This is a genomic window from Moorena sp. SIOASIH (genome assembly GCF_010671925.1).
Classification (GTDB): Bacteria; Cyanobacteriota; Cyanobacteriia; order Cyanobacteriales; family Coleofasciculaceae; genus Moorena.
The window spans coordinates 1,387,535-1,412,812 of sequence record NZ_JAAHIH010000001.1 but is presented as its reverse complement, the minus strand read 5'-3'; the positions used below and the strand labels follow the sequence as shown (position 1 = coordinate 1,412,812).

The 25,278-nt window shown below is 44.3% G+C and carries 4 protein-coding genes; all 4 read right to left on the bottom strand.

Annotation, left to right across the window (positions count from 1 at the left end):
- Positions 1-10 precede the first annotated feature (10 nt).
- The 4 genes from F6J90_RS06160 to F6J90_RS06145 are packed head-to-tail and all read right to left on the bottom strand — an operon-like array spanning position 11 to position 25,158.
- Complete coding sequence (locus F6J90_RS06160; RefSeq protein WP_293091572.1) at positions 11-9,772, bottom strand: non-ribosomal peptide synthetase/type I polyketide synthase; 9,762 nt, start codon at positions 9,770-9,772, stop codon at positions 11-13.
- Complete coding sequence (locus tag F6J90_RS06155) at positions 9,772-15,438, bottom strand: type I polyketide synthase (protein ID WP_293091571.1); 5,667 nt, start codon at positions 15,436-15,438, stop codon at positions 9,772-9,774. Before F6J90_RS06155 ends, F6J90_RS06160 begins: the two co-directional genes overlap by 1 nt.
- Positions 15,438-21,281 (bottom strand): type I polyketide synthase, encoded by a 5,844-nt coding sequence (locus F6J90_RS06150; protein WP_293091570.1) that lies wholly within the window; start codon positions 21,279-21,281, stop codon positions 15,438-15,440. The genes F6J90_RS06155 and F6J90_RS06150 overlap by 1 nt, the downstream gene beginning before the upstream one ends.
- Position 21,282: 1 nt before the next feature.
- Positions 21,283-25,158, bottom strand: coding sequence for an AMP-binding protein (locus F6J90_RS06145; protein WP_293091569.1), 3,876 nt, complete (start codon positions 25,156-25,158; stop codon positions 21,283-21,285).
- Between the last annotated feature and the right edge of the window lie 120 nt (positions 25,159-25,278).

Below are 25,278 nucleotides of genomic sequence, written 5' to 3'. Positions count from 1 at the left end.
CCAAGACGTGCTAGTTGTTCAATAGATACTTGTTCAATTCTGTAGTCAGAGCCTCAACTTGGGGGGCTTTGATAATGGTGTAATGGTCTCCAGTAATAGTGTGAGTTTGGATGTCACCATTAACTAGAGAACCCCAGCCGTGGGTTGGGTCTTCAATTACTCCTGGGGAAGTTTGACTAGCATTTATAAGGAGAAGTGAACCTGGATAAGCTTTTGGTTTATAATGATAATATGCCGTAATATTTGCTTTCAAAACTTTCCATAAAGAACGCATTTGCTCTATTTCTAGGTCTGATGGCAATATCCCTTGCTGTTTGCCTTGCTCAAATAGATGCAAAACTTGTTCGTCTGGTTCAAGTTGTCTAAGTGTTTCATGGGATATATCTAACTCTTGACCATAGAGACCTCCCAAATCTTGAGCCAATAGATTTACTATCATGGCTTGATCTATTTCTGAAGGCATCTGAATTACAGTAGGTGCATAACTGTCTATTAACGTTAGAAGAGCCACTGGCTCATTTTTAGCCTGTAATTGTTGTGCCATTTCATAGGCAATTACACCTCCCATAGACCACCAGCCAATGAATAGATTTACTATCATGGCTTGATCTATTTCTGAAGGTTTCCGAATTAAAGTGGGTACATAACTGTCTATTAAAGTTAGAAGAGCCACTGAAGTATTTTTAGTCTGTAATTGTTGTGCCATCTCATAGGCAATTACACCTCCAAAAGACCAGCCGATGAGATGATAGGAACCTTGGGGTTGAATTTGCTGTATTGCTTGAATATAATGGGATGCCATCTCCTCAACAGAAGTTAAGGGTTGCTGTTGCCCATCTAAACCTAGAGATTGTAAACCATATACTGGATAATCTTGATCTAAATGACGAGCTAACTCTGCATAACACAGGAGATTGCCACCAAGCGGGTGAATACAGAATAATGGAGGTTGGTTTCCACTGGTTTTAATGCCCACTAAGATGGGGTTTTGTGTATTTACTGAAGAACCCAGAAGGCTCGCTAGTTGTTCAATGGTGGGACTTTGGAAAAGGGTTGCTAAAGGTAAATTGATTTGGAATTGTTGTTTAATCTGGGACATTAAACGGACAGCCAGTAGAGAATGTCCTCCTAATTCAAAGAAGTTGTCATGTATTCCAACATCTTGCACTCCTAGAACCTTCGCGAAGATGTTGGCGATTATTTCTTCGTTTGGGGTACGTGGCGCTACATATTCCTCAACCGATGTGAAAACTCCATCAGGTGCAGGTAGGGATTTGCGGTCTACTTTGCCATTTGGTGTTAAGGGCAGGGTGTCTAAAGTAACGAAGGCACTGGGCACCATGTAGTCTGGTAGTTTTTGTTTAAGGAATTCTCTGACTTGGTTGGTAGTTAGTGATTCTTCCTCACTGATATAGTAGGCGACTAAGCGTTTGTTACCAGGAATATCTTCTCGGGCAATAACTACTGTTTGTTGGATTTGGGGGTGGGTGGACAGGACTGCTTCGATTTCCCCTAGTTCGATACGGAAGCCTCGAATTTTGACTTGGTTATCGATACGTCCGAGAAATTCGATGTTACCGTCTCGTAGGTATCTCGCCAGGTCTCCGGTTTTGTAGAGTCGTTGTGATTTGGAATTACAGAAGGGATTTGGGATGAATTTTTCCGATGTTAGTTCTGGGCGGTTGAGGTATCCTCTGGCTAGTCCATCACCTCCGATGTATAATTCTCCAGGCACTCCTATGGCCACTGGTTCCAGGTGTGAGTCTAAGATATAAATTTTGGTGTTACTTATGGGGCGACCGATGGGAATATTACCTCCAGAAAAGGTTTTTCCTCCAACTTCATAAATGCAGCATCCTACAACAGTTTCTGTGGGACCGTATTCGTTAATTAATCTAATCTGAGGAGCGTATTTTTGCCAGAATTTAATGTGGTTTGCTGACAAAGCTTCCCCACCAATTATAAAGGCTTTATTATCAATTTTGACTTGCTCATGAGCCAATAAATAGCTGAGGATTTCTAAATGAGCCGGAGTGATTTTAACCAGGCTAAACTTAGTCCCAGAACACAAGGCGGCTTTAAGGGCTTCAATTTCTCCTTCCTCTGGTAAAAGAACTACCTTACGTCCTACCAAAAAAGGAGAAAATAAACTGGTAATAGTGGCATCGAAGCCAATAGAAGAATTAACAGTAGAGCCTTCTGAATCGGCAACATTATAAGCTTTTGTACACCAGCTTAAATAATTCCCCACACCACTATGGAGAATCATTGTTCCCTTAGGTTTACCGGTAGAACCAGAGGTATAAATCACATAAGCCAAATTATCTGAAGTTACCCCGACATCAAGATTCTGTCCACTATATTGCTCTATGGCACCCCAATCACTATCCAAACAAACCATCTGTGCTGTATGTGATGGCAAAGATTCTAGTAACGACTGTTGAGTCAACAACACCTCAACACCCGAATCCGCCAACATATAACTCAGTCGTTCCTGAGGATAATTAGGATCCAGGGGTACATAAGCACTACCAGCCTTCAATATCCCTAACATTCCTACCACCATCTTTAGAGAACGTTCCACACAAATACCCACCAATACTTCTGGTCCTACTCCTAAGTTTTGTAGGTGATGTGCTAATTGGTTCGCCCTTTGATTTAATTGCTGATATGTCAACTGCTCCTGGTTAAACAGCACCGCCACAGCATCTGGGGTTTTCTCTACCTGCTCGGAGAATAACTGATGAAGACATTTCTCTTTGGGATAGTCACTGGCAGTATCATTCCACTCCACCAACAATTGATGACGTTCTTCTGCACTCAACAAAGGTAACTCTGAGACTATCTGTTGGGGATTGTTCACAATTGCTGACAACAAGTTCTGGAAATGAGTGGCCATCCGTTTAATGGTTGACCCATCAAATAAGTCTGTGTTGTACTTAAAAGTCCCTTGAACCGATGAACTACCCTCCACCATTTCTAGAGTCAAATCAAACTGACCTTCCTGTTGAGGTATTTCAAAAGGTCTTAACTTCAAGCCTGCCCAATCAACATCCTTTTCTATTTCATTTACAAACATATTCTGTATATCAAGAGATTTTTGTAACTGTTGTAGAGCAAAAGAAACCTGAAAAATGGGCGAACGACTGGGGTCGCGGTGTGGCTGTAACTTTTCTACCAGTAGAGCAAATGGGTAATCTTGATGAGTGAGTGCTTCGAGTACTGTTTGACGAACTTGGGTAAGAAACTCCTTAAAACAAAGATTCTCAGATAAATTTGCCCGCATCACAACTGGGTCCACAAAGTAGCCCATGATCCCAGCAAACTCAGATTGAGTTCTACCTGAGGTGGGAGAACCGACTAGAATATCCTCCTGACCTGTGTAACGATACAAAAGCACCTGAAAAGCAGCTAAGAGTATCGTGTACAATGTTGCTCCCGAGCTTTGAGCTAGCTCCTTGAGTTGCTTAGTAAGCTTGTCAGATAACTTGAAGTGATGGGAAGCACCATTATAGGTTTGTATAGGCTTACGCAATCGATCCGTAGGCAAATTCAGTGCAGGCAACTCCCCTGCCAGTTGTTGCTGCCAGTAGTTCCAGAGTCTTTCTCCTTCAGTTCCCTCCAAAAGATCCCTCTGCCAACGAACATAATCTTGGTAGGAATGCTTCAGAGGAGGAAGGGATGGCTCAACACCAGCCTTTTGTGCCTGGTAGAGTTGCGGTAATTCCTGTATCAGCAGATCTATTGACCAGCCATCGCAAGCAATGTGATGTATGGTCAGCAACAGGATATGCTCAAAGTTAGAACGAGTAAACCATCTAACTCGCATAACTGGTCCTCGTTCCAGGTCAAAGGGAAGTTGATGAGCCTCAACCACTTTCGTTTTAAGTTCATCTTCACTCCAACTAGAAGCATCAAGAAGCAAGAAATCTAATTCTTGATTGTCATGCACCTGTTGGATTGGTTCAGCTCCAAGTTTAGGAAAAGTAGTACGCAAGATCGGATGGCGTGACCTTAGCACCCTGAATACCTTTTCCATTGCTGTAATATCTACTACTGAGCAAATACGAGCAGGGAATGATCGGTTATAAGCATGACTTAATGGTGCTAATTGCCACAAAAACCAAAGTGCTTTTTGACCGTAGGAAAGTTGAGAGACATTCAAAATATCTGGGCGTACGCGCAGTAGCTGTAAGATTTCAGTTTTGTTTTGATCGTCCTCATCTTGCTCAAGTCCTTGTACTCTATCAATTTGGATCAGTTGCCCATTCACTTCAGTCGCTAAACCAACGATACTGATATCTTCTATAAATTTGACTATGGGTACATCCACTCCCAAGTCACTTTGAACACGATTCCGCAATTCCACAGCCATCAGGGAATCAAGTCCCATGGTGTTAAGAGGCTGTTGCACATCAATTTGGAAAGCTGTCATCCCCAGTACCTGAGCAACTTCAGATTGAAGGTGAGTTATCAAAAGTTTTTCTCTTTTCGTTGGAGAAGACGCTTCTAATCGTTCTAAAAGCTTATAATCCTTTGCTTGTGTGGTCTCGGCTAAAGAAAATGCCTCCAATAAAGGCATTTTTATCCCTCCAGACAGTTGCTCCAAAAATTGAGACCAATTAATGGGCAACACCCCGACCTGGGTAGTCTTTTGCCCCAACAACTTAGCCAAAGCCTGTAATCCTTGATCTGGAGTTATAGGTGTAATTCCCTGAGCTCGCATTCTGCTGAGGTGTTGACTTTCCAAGCGACTTGCCATTCCCCCATCAGCCCAAGGTCCCCAGTTGATACTCAACCCCGGTAAACCGATCCCCTGTCGATAATGGGCTAAAGCATCCATAAAAGCATTGGCTGCGGCATAGTTTCCTTGAGCTGGTGAACCCAGTAATGAAGCAATGGAAGAGAAACAAACAAAAAAGTCTAAAGGCAAATTCTGAGTTAAGGAGTGTAAATGCCAAGCCCCTTGTACTTTCGGTGCCATCACCCGTGTAAATTGTTCCCAACTCATGTTTGACAGCAAACCGTCATCCAATACCCCCGCTGCATGAATTACACCTCGTAAGGTCGGTAAAGATACTTTGATTTCCTCTAGAATTTTAGTAACATCTTCTTCTTCGGAGATATCCCCACACAGGACTAATACTTGTGCTCCCGCCTCTTGCAATTCTTGAATAGTTTGTTGAGCAAAAACTGATGGCTGCTTACGTCCGGTGAGTACTAAATGTCTTGCTCCTTGTTCCACCATCCAACGGGCTGAGTGTAACCCCAAAGCCCCCAATCCTCCAGTAATTAGATAACTGAATTCAGATTGGATAGAAACTTGGTTATTAGCAGCTTCTGACATTGATACTACCACCTGTTTTGATGTTAGAGCTTTTTGCTGCCGCTCTAACCTGGCCACATAACGTACCTGTTGACGGTAAGCAATTTGGTTTTCATCACCAGGACACAATAGTTCCTGCAACAAAGCTGCTACTGCTTGGTTTTCTTCCACAGTAGGGTCTAAGTCTAAACATCGGCATTGTAATTCCCTATGTTCTTGGGCAATTACTCGACCTAACCCCCATAAAGGTGCTTGTTGGAATTGTATAGGAAGGGACTGGTTAGCCACTGATTGGGAGCCTTGGGTTACTAGCCACAAGGTCGGACTTTTTACATCTTGATTTTTTACTATGGCTTGTACTAAATGAAGTACACTGCCACAACCTAATTCTTGGGACTTTTGCAACTCCTGTGTAGATTTCAGTGGTGCTAGTGTTTCTTGTAAACTCCACAGGTGGACAACGCCTTGTAATGGGGGCTGCTGCTCTAAGCTTTCTTGCAATAGGCGCGGAAATTCACTTCCCTGGGTTGGGTTGATTTGATAATGTTGGGATTCTAATTGCTGGTAGTTTTCTCCTGGGGTAACTAGGATACAGTGGTGACCTTGTTGTTTTAAGGATTCCGCTAGATGTTTGCCTATACCTGTGGGTGGGCAAAACAGTAGCCAACTACCGGGTTTTGTTAAGTCAATTGATTGGTTGTCAAGTGAAGTTGATTGTGGTTGCCAATGGATTTGATATAACCAATTCTTTAGATCTCGCTCTTGAGTACGTAGTAAAGCTTGGCGAGAAGTACGTAATACCGTTAACCCTTCCACAACAGCTACTACTACTCCCTGTTCATCCAAGAGACAAACTTCACCAGTTAAGGTTTGTCTACTAGCTGTTGTGGCATTTATCTCTACTTCAGTCCACAGATTGTTAATTATCCGACGATGAAGTTGTAGACGTTTTATCTGTACTGGCAAGTAAGTATCCTGATTTTCAGTTTCATCCAAGGTAGCACCGAAAACCTGGAAGCTAGCATCTAAAAGCACAGGGTGCAGTTGGTAGAACGTTGCTTCTTTTACTAAGGTTTCTGGCAACTGAATTTGACCTAGGGCTTTCCCTTCCCTGCGCCACAGTTGTTGAACGGCTTGGAAACAATAACCGAGATCAAGGCCTCTGTCTTGATGCTCTTTGTAGAAGTCTTGAACTGATATCTGTTGATTATATTCGTCTTTAAGGGTTTTTAAGTCCGTTGTTTCTGGTTGTGCGTCTTTATCCCCTGCCAGTAATTTTCCTTGAACATGTAGAGTCCATCTCGGTTCTGACTTAGATGACTCCACATCCAGACTGAAAATCTGGAAACTATAGGTTTGTGCTTCTTGTGGAGTTAAGATTACCTGAATAGTTTGGATTTCATCTTCTGGCAGAATCAGCGCTTGTTGAATAACAACATCTTCTAGGATTAAATTTTCACAGTTAAATAAAGTATTACCTGCAGCTAAAGCTATTTCCAGGTAAGCGGCTGCTGGGAAGACAGGAACAGAAAAAATACAATGGTGTTTTAGGTAATTTGGTTGGAATGGGCTCAGAAGGCACTCAAAACGAATTTGCTGCTCTAAGCCGGCTAAATGCAATCTTTGACCGAGTAGGGGGTGAAGATTATCAGGATTTGATAAAAATTGCTTTTTATGTATCAGGCTATTATCTGTCTCTATCCAATACCGCTGACGTTGCCAAGGATAAGTGGGCAATACCACCTTACTACGTGAATAATCTTGATCAAACCCTAACCAATCAACTTTGACTCCCCGCACATATAATTGAGCCAAACTTTGTAGCATTTGCTGCCAGTCTTCTTGACCAGGACGCAGAGAAGGCAACCAAACTCCTGCTCCTTCTGGCAAACACTGCGTTGCCATGCCTAACAAAATTGGTTTCGATCCAATTTCTAGGAAGACGTCATAACCAAGTTGGTGCAAGGTCTCCATACTTTGGGCAAACGCCACAGGTTGGCGGACATGATTTACCCAGTAGCTGCCTGTGGCAATACTCTGATCAGCTCTAGCTCCTGTGACATTTGAGATCAGGGGAATCTGGGGTTGATTATAGGTGATTTGACTAGCTACTGCTTCAAACTCTGCCAACATCGGTTCCATCAAGGGTGAATGGAAGGCATGGGATACTTGTAGCTGTTTGGTCTTGATTCCTTCTGCTTCTAAGCTGTCGGTAACTGTCTTAATCGCTTCTGCTGCACCAGAAATTACAGTGCTAACAGGTCCGTTGATGGCAGCTACTGCCACTTCTTCTGTGTATGGGGCAATCAGTTGATTGACTTTCTCTTTTGATGCCATCACCGCTACCATTTCACCTAATGAAGGTAGCTGCTGCATTAAACGTCCCCGATGGGCAATCAGTTTTAGGCCATCTTCTAAACTAAATACTCCTGCTACACAAGCGGCCACATATTCACCCACACTGTGACCCATGACCACATCGGGTTTTATGCCCCAAGATTTCCACAACTGAAAGAGCGCATATTCGATGGCAAATAGAGCGGGTTGAGTATAGGCAGTTTCATCTATTGGTGAGGTTTCCCCTGGTTCTGGGTACAAGACACTCAGTAGAGGCTTCTGTTGATAGGCACCTAGAATCCGATCACATTGGGAAAGGGTTTTGCGGAAGACCGGCTGTTGTTCATAGAGTTGCCGTCCCATATTCACTATCTGTGAACCTTGACCGGTGAATAAAAATGCGATTTTGGGCTGAGCTGTAGTGGTTGGCAGTTGTCGAAGGTATACTCCTGCCACTTCCTGTGAATCACTAAAACCAGCAAGTTTTTCACTTAATTCAGCTACGGAGGAGGCCACTACACTTAGGCGGTGGTTAAAATGCATACGCCCTGTATTAGCACTAAAGCAAATATTTCCTAGAGCTAATTCTTGATGGACTGTTAGATGTTTCTGATAGCGAGTTGCTAATTCTGTGAGCGCCTCTTCACTCTTAGCTGATAGAGTCAGAAGATGACATGGACGCTCCCTGAAGTCTTCACTTTTGACTTGAGTTGGTGCTTCTTCCAACACCACATGGGCGTTGGTACCACTAAAACCAAAGGAACTGACCCCTGCAATCCGTCCTTTGGAATTACTTTGCCAGGAAATGGATTGGGTTAGTACTTCCACTGGCAGTTCCTTCCAATTGATATAGGGGTTGGGCTGTTTGAAATGCAGATGGGGGGCTATTTTTTGGTGTTGCAGTTGCAAGACCACCTTCATCAAACCAGCAATGCCTGCAGCAGCTTCTAGGTGACCGATGTTGGTCTTGAGTGAACCAACGATCAGGGGGTTTTCTTTGGAGTGACTTGCGCCGAATACTGCCCCGATTGCCCCCAATTCAATCGGGTCTCCTAGAGAAGTGCCAGTACCATGGGCTTCGATGTAGCTTACGTCTTTTGGGTCTACCTTGGCATTATCTAAGGCTTGGTGAATCAATAATTGCTGAGCTCGCTTGTTGGGCACAGTTAACCCACTACTAGCTCCGTCATGGTTGATTGCTGAACCCCTGATCAGTGCTAAGATATTGTCCCGATCTGCAATAGCATCACTAAGACGCTTGAGGACTACTATCCCGCACCCTTCCCCTCGCGCATAACCATCCGCAGCTGCATCAAAAGTTTTACACCGACCATCAGCTGATAAGGCGTGAGTTTTGCAGAAAAAGATGGTTGGAACAGGGGAAAGCATCAAGTTTACCCCTCCCACTAAAGCCAAATTAGACTCTTTGGATCGTAGGCTCTGGCAGGCTAAATGCAAAGCTACTAAAGATGAGGAGCAGGCTGTATCCAATTGAAAAGTTGGTCCAAGTAAGCCGAGAATGTAGGATATCCTACCAACAGCAATACTTTGAGCATTGCCTAATCCGCTGTAAGCATCAATGCTACTAGGGTTGGCTCCGAAAGCCTTATATTCATAGTCATGGGTACTCAAACCGACAAATACTCCAGTTTGAGTGCCTCTGAGCTCATCTGCTGATAACCCAGCATTTTCAATGGCTTCCCAGACCACCTCAAGTAGTAGTCGCTGCTGGGGGTCTAATTTCACAGCCTCGCGGGGAGAAATACCAAAAAATTGTGAGTCGAATTGATCAACAGGTTGTTGTAGAAAGCCACCACAACGGGTGTACATTTTTCCTGGGGCTTCAGGATTGGGATCGTAGTATTCATCAAGATTCCATCTTGCAGAAGGAACCTCGGTAATGGCATCTATTCCTTCATGTAGTAAGTGCCAGTAAGATTCTGGGTTATCGACTCCTCCAGGGAGATGACAGCCCATTCCAATGATGGCAATCGGCTCAGTTTGGGCTCTTTTGACTGCACCAAGTTTAGCGTTTGCTTGCTGAAGTGCAATTAAAAGGCGTTGCTGTGTTGATAGTTGACTTCCATTGCCAAGAGAATCGTTGCTCATCACCAATTTTCCTTTAAAGAAGTTTCTAATTGGGCAAGTTCCTCTTCAATCGAGGTAGTAAGCTCATTATCAGAGAGCTGAATAACTTGTTCCAAAGCAATATTTTCTGGGTTATCCTCCTGTTTAGTAGACGTAGACTCCGATTTTTCTTCTTCAATATCCCCAGGAATAACTTCATCTAAGTAAACAGCAAGTTCCTTAAGGTTTGAATACTCAAAGACTGTTGTGGAAGAGATAAAAATCCTTAAATCTGACTGCAAACGATTCCCAAACTCAACTGCCATGAGGGAGTCCATTCCCATATCAAAGAAGCCCTTCTTCGGATCGGGCAGATTATTGTTGTTCAGATGCAGAACCTTTGCCACCACATCGGTTAGATAAGCGATTAGGAGGTTGATACGCTGCTGTTGATTAACTTGCCTCAACTTGTCCAATAATTCACTCTGCTCGGAAGCCATTTTCTCTGATAACTCCACCTGAATGGCGATTTCAGAAAGAAAGGTTGGAATCTTATTACCCCGAAACTGCAGCAAGAATTGGAACCAATTGACTGGAAAAACAGATACCTGTGTTGCTGGCTGAGTTAACAGCCCTCCCAAGACCAGTAATCCCTGATCTGGGGCGATGGGGCTAATCCCCTGAGCTGTGATCCGTTTTTGGTTTTGATGATCCAGACGCCCTGCCATGCCTGCTTCTGCCCACGGTCCCCAGTTGATGCTCAACCCTGGTAAACCGATCCCCTGTCGATAATGGGCTAAAGCATCCATAAAAGCATTGGCTGCGGCATAGTTTCCTTGAGCTGGTGAACCCAGTAATGAAGCAATGGAAGAGAAACAAACAAAAAAGTCTAAAGGCAAATTCTGAGTTAAGGAGTGTAAATGCCAAGCCCCTTGTACTTTCGGTGCCATCACCCGTGTAAATTGTTCCCAACTCATGTTTGACAGCAAACCGTCATCCAATACCCCCGCTGCATGAATTACACCTCGTAAGGTCGGTAAAGATACTTTGATTTCCTCTAGAATTTTAGTAACATCTTCTTCTTCGGAGATATCCCCACACAGGACTAATACTTGTGCTCCCGCCTCTTGCAATTCTTGAATAGTTTGTTGAGCAAAAACTGATGGCTGCTTACGTCCGGTGAGTACTAAATGTCTTGCTCCTTGTTCCACCATCCAACGGGCTGAGTGTAACCCCAAAGCCCCCAATCCTCCAGTAATTAGATAACTGAATTCAGATTGGATAGAAACTTGGTTATTAGCAGCTTCTGACATTGATACTACCACCTGTTTTGATGTTAGAGCTTTTTGCTGCCGCTCTAACCTGGCCACATAACGTACCTGTTGACGGTAAGCAATTTGGTTTTCATCACCAGGACACAATAGTTCCTGCAACAAAGCTGCTACTGCTTGGTTTTCTTCCACAGTAGGGTCTAAGTCTAAACATCGGCATTGTAATTCCCTATGTTCTTGGGCAATTACTCGACCTAACCCCCATAAAGGTGCTTGTTGGAATTGTATAGGAAGGGACTGGTTAGCCACTGATTGGGAGCCTTGGGTTACTAGCCACAAGGTCGGACTTTTTACATCTTGATTTTTTACTATGGCTTGTACTAAATGAAGTACACTGCCACAACCTAATTCTTGGGACTTTTGCAACTCCTGTGTAGATTTCAGTGGTGCTAGTGTTTCTTGTAAACTCCACAGGTGGACAACGCCTTGTAATGGGGGCTGCTGCTCTAAGCTTTCTTGCAATAGGCGCGGAAATTCACTTCCCTGGGTTGGGTTGATTTGATAATGTTGGGATTCTAATTGCTGGTAGTTTTCTCCTGGGGTAACTAGGATACAGTGGTGACCTTGTTGTTTTAAGGATTCTGCCAGATGTTTGCCTATACCTGTGGGTGGGCAAAACAGCAGCCAACTACCGGGTTTTGTTAAGTCAATTGATTGGTTGTCAAGTGAAGTTGATTGTGGTTGCCAATGGATTTGATATAACCAATCACCATGATCTACCTGCAAACTTATCAAAAATGCTTCGCGGGGAGCGCGCCGAAGAGTAAAACCATCAATGCGTCCAAAGGCTTGAGCCATCTCATCGAGCAGATGGATATCATAAGCACGGGTCTGCAATTGTTCGTTGATGCGAGTGGGTTGATTAACGTAGGCATAGAAGCGGCGCGGCGCTGTGCGGCTCAGGGTCATTCCCTGCACCTTCCATGGAGCCCAAAATACTCCTGCTTCATCAAGAAGAGGGTCTAAAGTTTCAGGAAATAGGCGGGGACACGCATCAAGGAGGACTGGATGGATTGGTTCCCCAGCCAGCTGGGATTCCAGAGCTTCTGGTACTTCAATTTCCAACAGGGAAATTCCTTCTCCTATCCAAGCCTGACGGACTGCCTCTAGCATCGGACCGTAAACCAAAGACACTTTAGCATAAATATCCTTCAGTACATCAGCGTCAATGGGTCTCAACTGTTGACGCAGAGATTTTATGTCTACTTTTAAGGCGGGTATTGAGGGTGGGGTATTTAACAGGGTAATTTCAGCGTGCTGTTGCCATTGGCCTCCCTCAGTGGCATCTCTACTAAAAACTTCCACCTTTTGCTTAGTCTGATTACTATCAGCAGGATGAATCAAAAGTTGTGTTTCACGGGTAGCATTAGGTGTGGCCAGAATTAGGGGTTGTATAAAGTTAACCTCCTCCACTGCTGCCGGTGTGCCCACTGCTGCAAATGTCATGGCGATGTAGCTGACACCGGGAATTACAGCAGTGTCGTAGACTCGGTGGTCTCCAATCCAGGGACAGTTGCTTAGGTTTATGTGCTGGTGGTAAATTGTCTGACCAGTGGCTGCCAATTCTACCTTACTTCCCAACAGTGGGTACATCTGTTGGTTCAGTCGGTTATAATATCCCTGGGAAGTCTCTATCCAATACCGTTGCCGTTGCCAGGGATAAGTGGGCAATACCACCTTACTACGTGAATAATAGTTATCAAACCCTAACCAATCAACTTTAACTCCCCGCACATATAACTGAGCTAAACTTTGTAGCATTTGCTGCCAGTCTTCTTGACCAGGACGCAGAGAAGGCAACCATACTCCGACACCCTCTGGCAAACACTGCGTTGCCATGCCTAATAAAATTGGTTTCGATCCAATTTCTAGGAAGACGTCATAACCAAGTTGGTGCAAGGTCTCCATACTTTGGGCAAACGCCACAGGTTGGCGGACATGATTTACCCAGTAGCTGCCTGTGGCAATACTCTCGGAAGCTCTAGCTCCTGTCACATTTGAGATCAGGGGAATCCGAGGTTGATTGTAGGTGATTTGACTAGCTACTGCTTCAAACTCTGCCAACATCGGCTCCATCAAGGGTGAATGGAAGGCGTGGGATACTTGTAGCTGTTTGGTCTTAATTCCTTGTGCTACTAAGCTGTCTGTGAGTGTCTTAATCGCTTCTGCTGCACCAGAAATTACGATGTTTTCTGGTCCGTTGATGGCGGCTATTGCCACTTGTTCTGTGTATGGGGCAATTAGTTGATTGACTTTCTCTTTTGATGCCATCACCGCTACCATTTCACCTAATGAAGGTAGCTGCTGCATTAAACGTCCCCGATGGGCAATCAGTTTTAGGCCATCTTCTAAACTAAATACTCCTGCTACACAGGCGGCCACATATTCACCCACACTGTGACCCATCACCACATCGGGTTCAATGCCCCAGGATTTCCATAACTGAAACAGCGCATATTCGATCGCAAATAGACCTGGTTGAGTATAGGCAGTTTCATCTATTGGTGAAGTTTCCCCTGGTTCTGGGTACAAGACACTCAGCAGAGGCTTCTGTTGATAGGCACGTAGAATGCGATCACATTGCTCAAGGGTTTTGCGGAAGACCGACTCTTGTTCATAGAGTTGCCGTCCCATATTCACTATCTGTGAACCTTGACCGGTGAATAAAAATGCTATTTTCGGCTGAGTTGTAGTGGTTGGCAGTTGTCGAAGGTATACTCCTGCCACTTCCTGTGAATCACTAAAACCAGCAAGTTTTTCACTTAATTCAGCTACCGACTTTGCAACTACACCTAGGCGGTGGTTAAAATGCTTACGCCCGGTATTAGCAGTGAAACAGATATCTCCAATCTTATCTGTGGAATTATTTCCTAAAAATTCTTGATACCTTTGTGCTAGCTCTTGCAGCGCTTTGGAGCACTTAGCAGACAAAGTTAATATATGGCACGGACGCTCATTTATCCCTTGAATTTTGAATTGTTTTGGTGCTTCCTCCAGAATTACATGGGCATTAGTGCCACTCATACCAAAGGAACTCACCCCTGCTAGTCGTCCCTTTGAACCAGATGACCACTGAATCGGTTGGGTTGGCACTACCACTGGAAGTTCTGCCCAGTTTATATAGGGATTGGGCTGTTTGAAGTGTAAATGGGGGGCAATTTCTTGGTGTTGCAGTTGTAAGACCACCTTGATCAAACCAGCAATACCTGATGCTGTTTCTAGGTGACCAATATTGGTTTTTACCGAACCAATTGTTAAAGGATTTTCTGAAGAACGCCCAAGTCCAAAAACAGCAGCTAAGGCTCTGACTTCTATGGGATCTCCCAAGGAAGTTCCTGTACCATGTGCCTCCACATAACTCACCTGAGATGGATCTACCTTAGCTACTTCTAGGGTCTGCTGAATTAGTTTTTCCTGTGCCAGTTTGTTCGGAACCGTCAGACCACTACTTGGTCCATCATGATTCACGGCAGAGCCTCGAATCGTTGCCAAAATCTGATCGCCATCAGTGATGGCATCTGAGAGACGCTTGAGGACTATAACCCCGCATCCCTCGCCTCTTCCGTAACCATCAGCGGCTGCATCAAAGGTCTTACAACGACCATCCGGTGATAGAGCTTTCATCTGGCATAAAGCTGTAGTCATCACAGGGGAAAGAATTAGTTGTATCCCACCCGCTAGGGCTAGATTACACTCACCTGCACGCAGGCTTTGACAAGCCAAATGTAGTGCTACCAAAGAAGAGGAACAAGCGGTATCTAGAGATAAACAAGGGCCTTGCAAACCTAAAAAGTATGATAATCGACCAGAAGCAAAGCACAAGGCGTTTCCCGTTCCATCATAGGGGTTAATGCGCTCGATCTCACCAGAGCTTAGCTGAAATTCTGCATAATCATTTTGACCAATGCCCAGAAAAACACCTGTTTGACTATCCTTTAATTCATTCGGTGCTTGTCCTGCTCTCTCTAGAGCTTCCCAGCTCACCTCTAACATTAAACGTTGCTGGGGGTCAAGGCTAATGGCTTCTCTAGGGGAAATGCCAAAAAACTGAGGTGAGAATTGGTCTACCTGGGATAATAATCCAGCCTGACGGATGTACATTTTCCCGGTCGTATCGGGATTGGGGTCGTAATAAGCATCAATGTCCCACCGCGAGCAAGGAATCGGCCTAATCGCATCCGTACCATCACGCAAAAGTCGCCAGAATGTCTCTGGGTCATTTGCTCCTCCAGGAAATCGGCAGCCCATACCAATTATGGCAATTGGTTCGCTCTTTGAACGCTCAAGTGTCTCTAATCTAGCTCTTGCTTCCTTCAGTGCTAAAAGTACCTGTTTAGATGAAGAGAGTTGTTCTTCTTGGTGGGATACCTGGTTCATTAGTGACTACCTCCTAATAGCGTTTTTAGTTCTTCAACTTCCTTGGCAATTAAGGATTCGACATCGTCTTCAGCAATTTGTTTTACTTCTGACAAAGCATTCCCTTGTTCTTTTTCAATTTTGGGTAAGTTCATATCATTCTTCTCAGGTAACCTCCATCCCATTACTTCCTCAGCTAAATACTTGGATAGTGTTTGAATGGTTGAATACTCAATTGCTAATGTTGCGGCAAGGGGAATTCCAAGATTGTTTTGGAGTCGGTTTTTTAGTTCCAGTGCCATCAGTGAGTCCATACCCATGTCAACAAAACCCCTATCTGGATCTAGTAAGTCAGATGAATCGAGCCCTAATACCTGAGCAACTTCAGTTTGAATGTGAGTTATTAAAATGTTTTGGCGATCGCACTCAGAAGCAGATTCTAATCTTTCTAAAAGCTCAGGCTCCTTTGTCTTTGTGGATTCGCTTTCTGTTATCAATAATTCCGAAAGCAATGGCATTTGATTACCAAAACTAAATTGCTCCTGGAACACTGACCATTCCACTGGTAAAACTCCTACCTGTGGTAAAGATTGTTCTAGCAGTTGTCCTAGAATCTCCAATCCCTGTTCTGAAGTCAGATGACTGATTCCCATAGCCACCATTCGATTTTGATAACGACTATCCAAGTTGACTGCCATCCCTGCTGTACTCCACGGTCCCCAGTTGATACTCAAACCTGGTAAACCCATGGCACGACGATGATAAACTAGACCATCCATGAAAGCATTGGCAGCAGCATAGTTTCCTTGACCTGGTGAACCCAGCAGTGATGCAACGGATGAAAAGCACACAAAGAAATCCAGGGGTAAGTGCTTTGAAAGCTGGTGTAGATTCCAACTGCCTGCTACCTTGGGAAGCATAACTTTCTCAAATCGCTCCCAACTTTGCTCGATGAGCACTCCATCATCCAGTACCCCTGCTGCATGAATGATTCCCCTGAGTGACCGCATGGATTCCTGAGTCTCTACTAGGAGTCTTGCCACATCGTCACTCCGAGCAACATCTGCTTGGACTACCTTGATATTTACCCCCAAGTGGTGCATCTGGTCTAACACTCTTTGGGCTTCCTGATTAGGCTTTCGTCGTGAAGTGAGTACCAAATGTTGAGCTCCTTTCTCTACCAACCATTGAGCCACTTCTAGTCCCAGTGCCCCCAGTCCACCAGTAATCAGGTAGCTTCCTGTCTCTTTCACAGGTAGAGTATCCTCACCTGTTGGATCCCAAAACCGCTTCAGCCTGGCTCCGTAGCGTTGAGCTTGGCGGTAAGCAAGTTGGTTCTCGCCATCCGGCCTTAGCATTTCCTTGACCAAGACCTGAGTATTACTGATCACCCCCTCATTAAGATCCAGGTCAAGCAATCGGCAATTCAGCTGAGGATACTCCAGAGTAATTACTCGACCCAGTCCCCAGAGCGGTGATTGTTGCACCTGCACAAGGTTGCTTTGCTTCTCCACAGCCTGAGAGCCTTGTGTAATCAGCCAAAGACCAGGACTAGAGTGACTTTCTGCAAGTTGATTCAGAGCTTGTACTAAATGCAATACACTGCCACATCCTAGCTGTTGGCATTCTTGTAGGCTGGACACTGTCAGCTCAACTGGCTCCTTACTATCCAGACTCCATAGATGCACTACTCCTTCCCAGGTTTGGCCATCCGCCAATGTCTGAGACACCTGCAGGTAATCAGCTGGCTCTCTCAACCGGAGCCGCCACTGCTTCACACTTATCTGTTCACAAGCTTCCCCCCGATAGACGAGAATGCTGGTCTTCCCCTGTTGCTCTAGCTCAGTAGCTAACTCCTCACCTACTCCCTTCTGGTCAGCAAAAATTAGCCACTGACCTGTGTCTGATTCAGGGGTAGAGAATTCTGGCACAGAAGGTAGAGGCTTCCAGGCTAGTTCATACAGCCAGTGTTGGGGTGAACGCAGGGAATAGGGCACCAACTTTTGCAACTGACTACGGTTCCACTGCCTTAACTCGTCTTCTGACAACTGGCTTTGCTTCTTAGTTGTCAGGAGGATATAGCTCGCTAATCCCTTTCGCAGTAGACCCCCTAGCTGGTTATAGGATTGAAACGCTGCTAGTATATTCTCATTTCGATTGCTTTGATAAATGGCCTCCAGATTCTCCTCAAAGTTGGCGTCATCGAGAAAATTTGCTATCTCATAACTAGTATCAATACATTCGATCACCTGTAGTTGATTTGACGATAGGTGTTCTACCCATTCGTCTTTGGTGATGAAGAATGATGAGCTCTCATGGTGTTGGATGGCAAACTCTGCATTAGAAATAAAATCTGCCAATACTAGATAACCTTGCTCATTCAGATGGAGACCAATATTACTAAATAAGGCTTTTTTATTGAAGACATGGTGGGCTACTTCAAAACCAAAGACTAAATCATAGTTATCGGGATACTGATCAGTGGCACTGTCTCGGTTGAAGATCTGAACTTTCTGTTGCAACTGATGAGCTTGTACCTTCTCAGCTCCCACCTGGGCTTGCTGCTTGGAGATGGTATAGCCATGTAGTCTCAAATGGGGATACTTTTTTGCCAAAGATATTAGATCTGAACCATAGCCACAGCCAAAATCCAGCGCACTCTCACAGACTGAAAAGTCTACATGGGCAAAGAGTACATCCCTCATCTCTTTCTGAACACGGCGGATCAGTTCTACATACTCAGGATTTGATTTAGGGCTGGAAAAAACTTTGCTCCAGGAAAAGCCGGGTAAGACTTGGGGGAAAGGACCAAAAGTCAAAAATCTCTCTTCATCGGGTTGGACTGATTCATCTTGAGCCAAGCCTGAATTCAAGGAAGCCAGTGCATTGTAGTAGTCTTGAGCTACATTACTTTTACTTTGCAGCTGTTGCTGATGTTGTTTAGTCAGAATATCCAGCGCTCGGTTGATAGCTTGCAATTGGTCATCCGTGAAACCATTCGATTGAACAACCCGCTCTGCCAGCTCTTTAGTATTCCCATTATTGAGCAGATTCACGATATCCGTCTGAGCTTGATCAGAACCATTTCCAAGAAATGGTTGAGTTGACTTTACCCAATAGCGTTGCCGCTGAAAGGGATAAGTGGGCAACACTACTTTACTACGTGAATAATCTCGGTCAAACCCTAACCAATCAACTTTGAATCCCTGCACATATAACTGAGCTAAACTATGTAGCATTTGCTGCCAGTCTTCTTGAGCAGGACGCAGAGAAGGCAACCATACTCCGACACCCTCTGGCAAACATTGCCTTCCCATCCCTAACAATATTGCTTTGGATCCAATTTCTAGGAAGACGTCATAACCAAGTTGGTGCAAAGTCTCCATACTTTGGGCAAACTTCACCGGTTGGCGGACATGATTTACCCAATAACTGGCTGTGGTAATACTATCGTCAGCTGTAGTTCCTGTAAGATTGGAAATCAGTGGAATAGTCGGTTTATTGTAGGTGATTTCTGATGCTATTGCTTCAAACTCTGCCAACATCGGCTCCATTAAGGGTGAATGGAAGGCGTGGGATACTTGTAGTTGTTTGGTCTTAATTCCTTCTGCTTCTAAGCTATCCCTAACTGTCTTAATCGGTTCTGCTGCACCAGAAACTACAGTGCTAACAGGTCCATTGATGGCTGCTATTGCTACTTTGTCTGCATATGGGGCAATCAGTTGATTGACTTTCTCTTTTGATGCCATCACCGCTACCATCTCTCCTCCAGAAGGTAACTGCTGCATTAACCTTCCTCGATGGGCAATCAGTTTTAATCCATCTTCTAAACTAAATACTCCTGCTACACAGGCTGCCACATATTCACCCACACTGTGACCCATGACCACATCGGGTTTTATGCCCCAAGATTTCCACAACTGAAAGAGCGCATATTCGATGGCAAATAGGGCGGGTTGGGTATAAGCAGTTTGGTCAATGAGAGCACTATTTAATTCTTTAGTATTTTCCGGATAAATAACATCTAAAATAGATTTTTCTAAATAAGTTTTGAGAATTTGCTCGCACTGGTCTAAGGTTTGACGGAAGACGGGTTGCGTTTCATAGAGTTGTCTTCCCATGTTGATATCCTGAGAACCTTGTCCGGTAAACAAGAAAGCAATTTTAGGGGATTTATTATTACTAGAGAGTTGTCCAGATAATACACTACTAGCTTCTTCTTTTGCACTAATTTTTGCTAATTTATCCGCTAAGTCTTGTTGGTCAGATGTAAGAATAGCTAGACGATGGGTAAAATGGCTGCGCCCCGTATTGGCAGTGAAGCAAATATCGGCGATCGCTGCTGTGGAATTATTCCCTAAAAATTTTTGATAAGATTGTACTAACTGAAGCAGAGCTTTTTCAGATTTTGCAGATAACGTTAATATATGGTGCGTACGCTCACTTAACTCTTCACTTTTGCCTTGTCCTGGTGCTTCTTCTAAGATAATATGAACGTTTGTCCCACTCATGCCAAAAGAACTTACTCCCGCCAAACGTCCTTTTTCCCCTGATTCCCAAGGAGTTAATTCCGTTGGCACTGTAATCGGCAATTTCTGCCAGGGAATATGAGGGTTTGGCTCTTTCAAATGGAGATGGGGAGGAATCTGCTGATGCTGCAATCCAAGGACCACCTTGATCAGACCCGCCACCCCTGCAGCAGCTTCAAGATGACCAAAATTAGTTTTCACTGAACCGATCTTCAAAGGCTGATCTTGTGCTCGACCTTGACCTAAGACCTTCCCCAGTGCTAGAACTTCAATGGGATCTCCGAGAGATGTGCCAGTTCCGTGAGCTTCTACGTATTGAATCTGGCTTGGTGTTACCCTGGAATTTTCTAAGGCTTGCTGGAGTAAAGCTTCTTGAGCAGAGCCATTGGGAGCTGTGAGTCCATTACTTTTACCATCATGATTGACTGCTGAACCCCGAATTAAAGCAAAAATCTGGTCTCCATCAGCTATTGCATTAGATAAACGCTTGAGAACTAGAATTCCACAGCCTTCTCCTCTACCGTAACCATCCGCCGAAGCATCAAAGGTTTTGCAACGACCATCAGTAGACAAAGCTTTGAGTTTACAAAAACCAATTGTTGCTTCTGGGGTGAGAATTAGGTTCACTCCACCAGCTAAAGCTAGATTACACTCTCTATAACGTAAACTCTGACAAGCCAGGTGAACCGATAAAAGCGAGGAAGAACAACTTGTATCTAAAAAGAAAGTCGGACCATTGAAGCCAAAAATATATGCTAAACGTCCTGCAGCAATACTGCGAGTATTGCCCAAACTGCTGTAGGCATCCATCCTGGTTGGATCTCCAGAGTTAACGCTAAAGCGGGAATAATCCTCAAAGCAGATCCCCATAAATGCTCCGGTTTGGCTACCTTGAAGTTGATCCGGTGCTAACCCTGCATGTTCTAATGCTTCCCAACTCACTTCTAACAGCAACCGTTGCTGAGGGTCCATAGCAGTAGCTTCTCGGGGAGAAATTCCAAAAAATTGTGGCTCGAACTGATCAACCTCTTCCAGAAATCCTCCATAGCGAGTATACATTTTGCCGGGAACATCTGGATCTGGGTGATAGTAATCTTTTATATCCCATCGCTCCCCAGGAATTTCAGTAATGCTATCAACTCCATTTTTCAACAGTTGCCAAAAGCTTCCTGGATCTTTCACCCCCCCTGGAAACCGACAACCCATACCAACAATAGCAATCGGTTCACTCTTTTGTCGTTGTAGTTCTTCTAATTGAGTGCGTGCTTGTTTAAGAGCAAATAGTAACCGTTTTGAGGAAGCCAGGGACTCATTTTCTTGATTAATCTGCTTCATATTAATTTCCTTTCAATAAATTTTCCAGAGCCACTAATTCTTCAGCAATAGATGTCTCAATTTGAGTTTCAAGAGGTTTTTCCAACTCTAAGGTAGTAGTCTTTGCCTCCTCCTGACCAGAAGGTGAAGTTTCTAAATCATCCTCTTGTGTTGACATACTAGCCAAGTATTGAGCCAAGGATTCTATAGTTGGAAAATTCCATAAAATCGTTGCGTCTAAGGAAGTTTGTAGCCAATCTTCTAAGGCTTGTACTAATTCTAGTGCCAACACCGAATCCATGCCATAATCGGCAAAAGATGTCTGGCGATTAATAGTTTCTCTCTGAATCCCTGGTTGTTTAGCCAACCAGTTTTTTATCCAACTTCCAATCTGATCATAAGTATAAACTTCCTGATTCTCTAAAGGCTGATAATTTTTCGGTTCTACAGCAACCTTTTTTGTCTCCTGGTAGTGAATCAACTCTACATCTAAATTTTTATTTGATTTTACTGTAGATGTTTGACGCAGAAATTCATCCAGTTCATGGTCAACTCCTGGCAGAGTTTGTTCTATATCGCCAATTTTTTCGGCGTAATCCTCTATGCGAGCGGTGATATTCTCAGCGTCAGATTCCACCATCTCTGCTGGTGTTCCCATCAGTACAAGCTGGAGTTTTTGCTCTAACTGTAATTCAGCCCAAGTTGCAGCAATTTGCAAAGGTTCAGAACTTAACTGTTTCAAATTTCGTTTCACGACTGCCAATAGAATAGCCCAAGTTGCTACTTCACCTGTACACACATAAGCCCATCGTAAAGCGGTATGATCTTCGCAAAATCGGCTCTTATTCCTTAAGCGATCGCTAATTTCTGCTGTAGCATTTTTCAGACGTTTAGCCACTTCGGGAACTTCCAATGTCTTAGATAAGAATTGGTAAAGCTCTTCTGGTTTCTGAATCACGCGAGACCCCAAGAACATATTGAGAGTTTCCGTCGGACCTTCAAAAATGCGAAAAACTCTGGCATCACGGTAGATTTGAGGGGCAATGTTTGTTTCAATATAGCCGCGACCGCCCAGTAACTGAACCAGGTTGTCAGCAGCCTGCCAGAAAAACTCAGGCCCCGATGTCTTGCAAGCCGTGTAGACTTCTTCAGGAATAGAATATCCCCTATCCAATAACTCGGCAGTCGTGAAAACTAAATTTTCTAAGACAGTAATAGCGGCTGTCAGATCGCTCAAACGAACTAATGTAACTGGATTATCGAGTAAACGACCTGTGGAGATCGAACGACGCTCACCATAGCGAAGCATCAACTGAGCGCAGCGTTTCATACCACCAATGCATCCAGCAGCCAGACCCAATCTACCGTGCATCATGGCATCTTGAGCTACTTTCATCCCAGCACCTGCTTCTGACAAAAGTTGCTCTGGAGTTACCGATACTCCATCGAGAAATATGGCATTTTGAACCATACCCCGCATTCCCATAGTCAGGGCTTCGGGACCAATTCGCAAGCCTTTTGTTCTCTGGGGCACTACGAAACCACTAATTCCCATCGGTTTCCCATGGGGATCGAGCTGCTGGACAAAAATATTGATAACACTAGACCATGCAGCCGAACCACTCCAAATTTTAGAACCTTCCAATAACCAACCACCATTAGGATTCGGTATTGCTCGTGCGGATATGGCTCGGGGATTGGAACCTGCCCCCGGTTCTGTTAAGGCGTAGGCTGCTATTTCTCGACCTGTAGCTAGGTTGGGAAGTAATTGCTCTTTTTGAGCTAGGGAGGCATATTTCATAATCGGACGAACCCCAAGGACGTTATGATTGCCAACAAACAATGTTAGGGTTTGATCTATGGCTCCCAACTGCTCAATAACCCTTAAGGTATCAACATTGTTCAGACCTATTCCGCCATAGTTAAAAGGTACTTGTAGGCCGAAAAACCCACGGTTTCCCAAATCTAGAACAATATGAGGTGGAATGCAACGTCTTTCATCAATTAAGCGAGAGTTAATGCGAAATGATGCATAGTCACGCAACCATTCAAGTAGTTCATCGGCGCGAGATTGGCTGGCTGTATCTTGGCTAGTTAATACCTTGTGTCCATTGTTTTGAGTTGGCATAAAGCTAGTCGTTTTTTCAGGGAAATATTCATCTGGTCGCTGCTCACTAGTTATTGGTTCCACTAACTCGTTTTCAATCCACTCACCCACTAAATTTAGTTGCTTATTTAGCCATTCCTGGCGACAAGCATGACGCTGAATTTTTCCACTGGAAGTCTTAGGAATACTACCAGTCTTAAGTAGTAATACTCCATAAACCTTCAACTCATGCTCCATCCAGATGCCATGACGAACGGCAGATACTACCTCCTCTGTGTTCAGCTTCCGTAGGTGAGTTCGTTCCACCTCACAAGCAACCACCAAGCGCTCCTCTCCATCCCTCTCTACAGAAAAGGCAGCACTACAATGACTTCGTAAAGCAGGATGGCTGTTTTCAACAGTTAATTCAATATCTTGGGGATAATAATTGCGACCCCGGATAATTATCATATCCTTGAGTCGTCCAGTCACAAATAACTCACCTTTGAGCAAAAATCCCAAGTCCCCTGTACGTAAAAAAGGTCCGTCTCCTGTATCTTTCAGATAAGCTTGTAACACTTCTTGTGTTGCTTGGGGGCGATTCCAATACCCAGACGTTACACTACCACCGCTAACCCAAATCTCTCCGACTTGTCCTGGTTCACTCGGAGTTAAGGACTCCGGGTTAACGATAATTACTGTTGTGTTCAGGTAAGGACGACCAACACCAACAAACCCTCGACTTTCATCCGAGGAAATCTCACTCTCTACTACCAAATTTTGCTCTAAATCTTTAGCTTTAACTCCCTGAATCACCGGCGATTGATTCTTTTCACCACCGGTAGCAAATAAGGTAGTCTCCGCCATGCCATAGCAAGGATAAAAGGCTCTGTAGTTAAAACCACAGTTCGCAAATTTTTGGCCAAATTGCTTCAGAGTTTCTGCCCGTACTGGTTCTGCCCCATTGAAAGCCACATCCCAACTGCTCAAGTCAAGATTAGCTAATTGTTCTGGTTGAATTTTTTTGACACATAAATCATAAGCAAAATTCGGTCCGCCACTGGTAGTCGCCCTATACTTAGAAATCGCCTTTAACCAACGAATCGGCTTCTGCAGAAATGCCACTGGCGGCATCAGAATACAGGGAATTCCCAGATACATTGGCTGTAGGACATTACCAATCAATCCCATATCATGGAACAATGGCAACCAACCTACAAAGATAGTCTTCTCACTATGACCAAATGCCTGATGGATCATCTGCTGGTTGTGGATGATATTGCCATGGGTCACCATCACCCCCTTTGGTGTTCCCGTGGAACCGGAAGTATATTGCAAAAAAGCTAAACTCGACCCTGTCACTGATAATGGTGCAAACTCTTGACTATCAGCAACAATGGTATCGGTAGCTATCAACTTCAACTGAGCTAACTCCCCATCACTTGCCCACCTTTGCTCAATGTCAGCCAGTATCGATGTGGTGGTCAGTGCAATACACGCTTGGGCATCATTAACAATATTTAGCAAGCGAGACAATTTTTGATTGCGTCTGGGAGGATAAACCGGAACCGCCACAACCCCGGCATATAAGCAGCCCATAAAAGCGCTAATGAACTCTAATCCAGAAGGATATAACAGTAAAGCTCGTTCTCCTTGCATTGATTGGAGATGGGCTGCGATCGCTCTTGCTTTTGCATCTAATTCCCCATAGGTAAGACTCCCTGATTCGGTTTCTCCGTCAAGGAGAAAGATATAGGCAAGCTGATTAGGTTGAGCTTGCGCTCTTTCGCCTAATAAATCAACTAAACTCAAGAAGTTTGACTCCCCATTGGTAGAATAATTTACACAACTTGTCCTGAGGGGGTGACATGAGCCCTTAAAAGCTTACTAGATAAGGCTTTGATGCCAGTTTATCTTAGCAAAGATAAACTG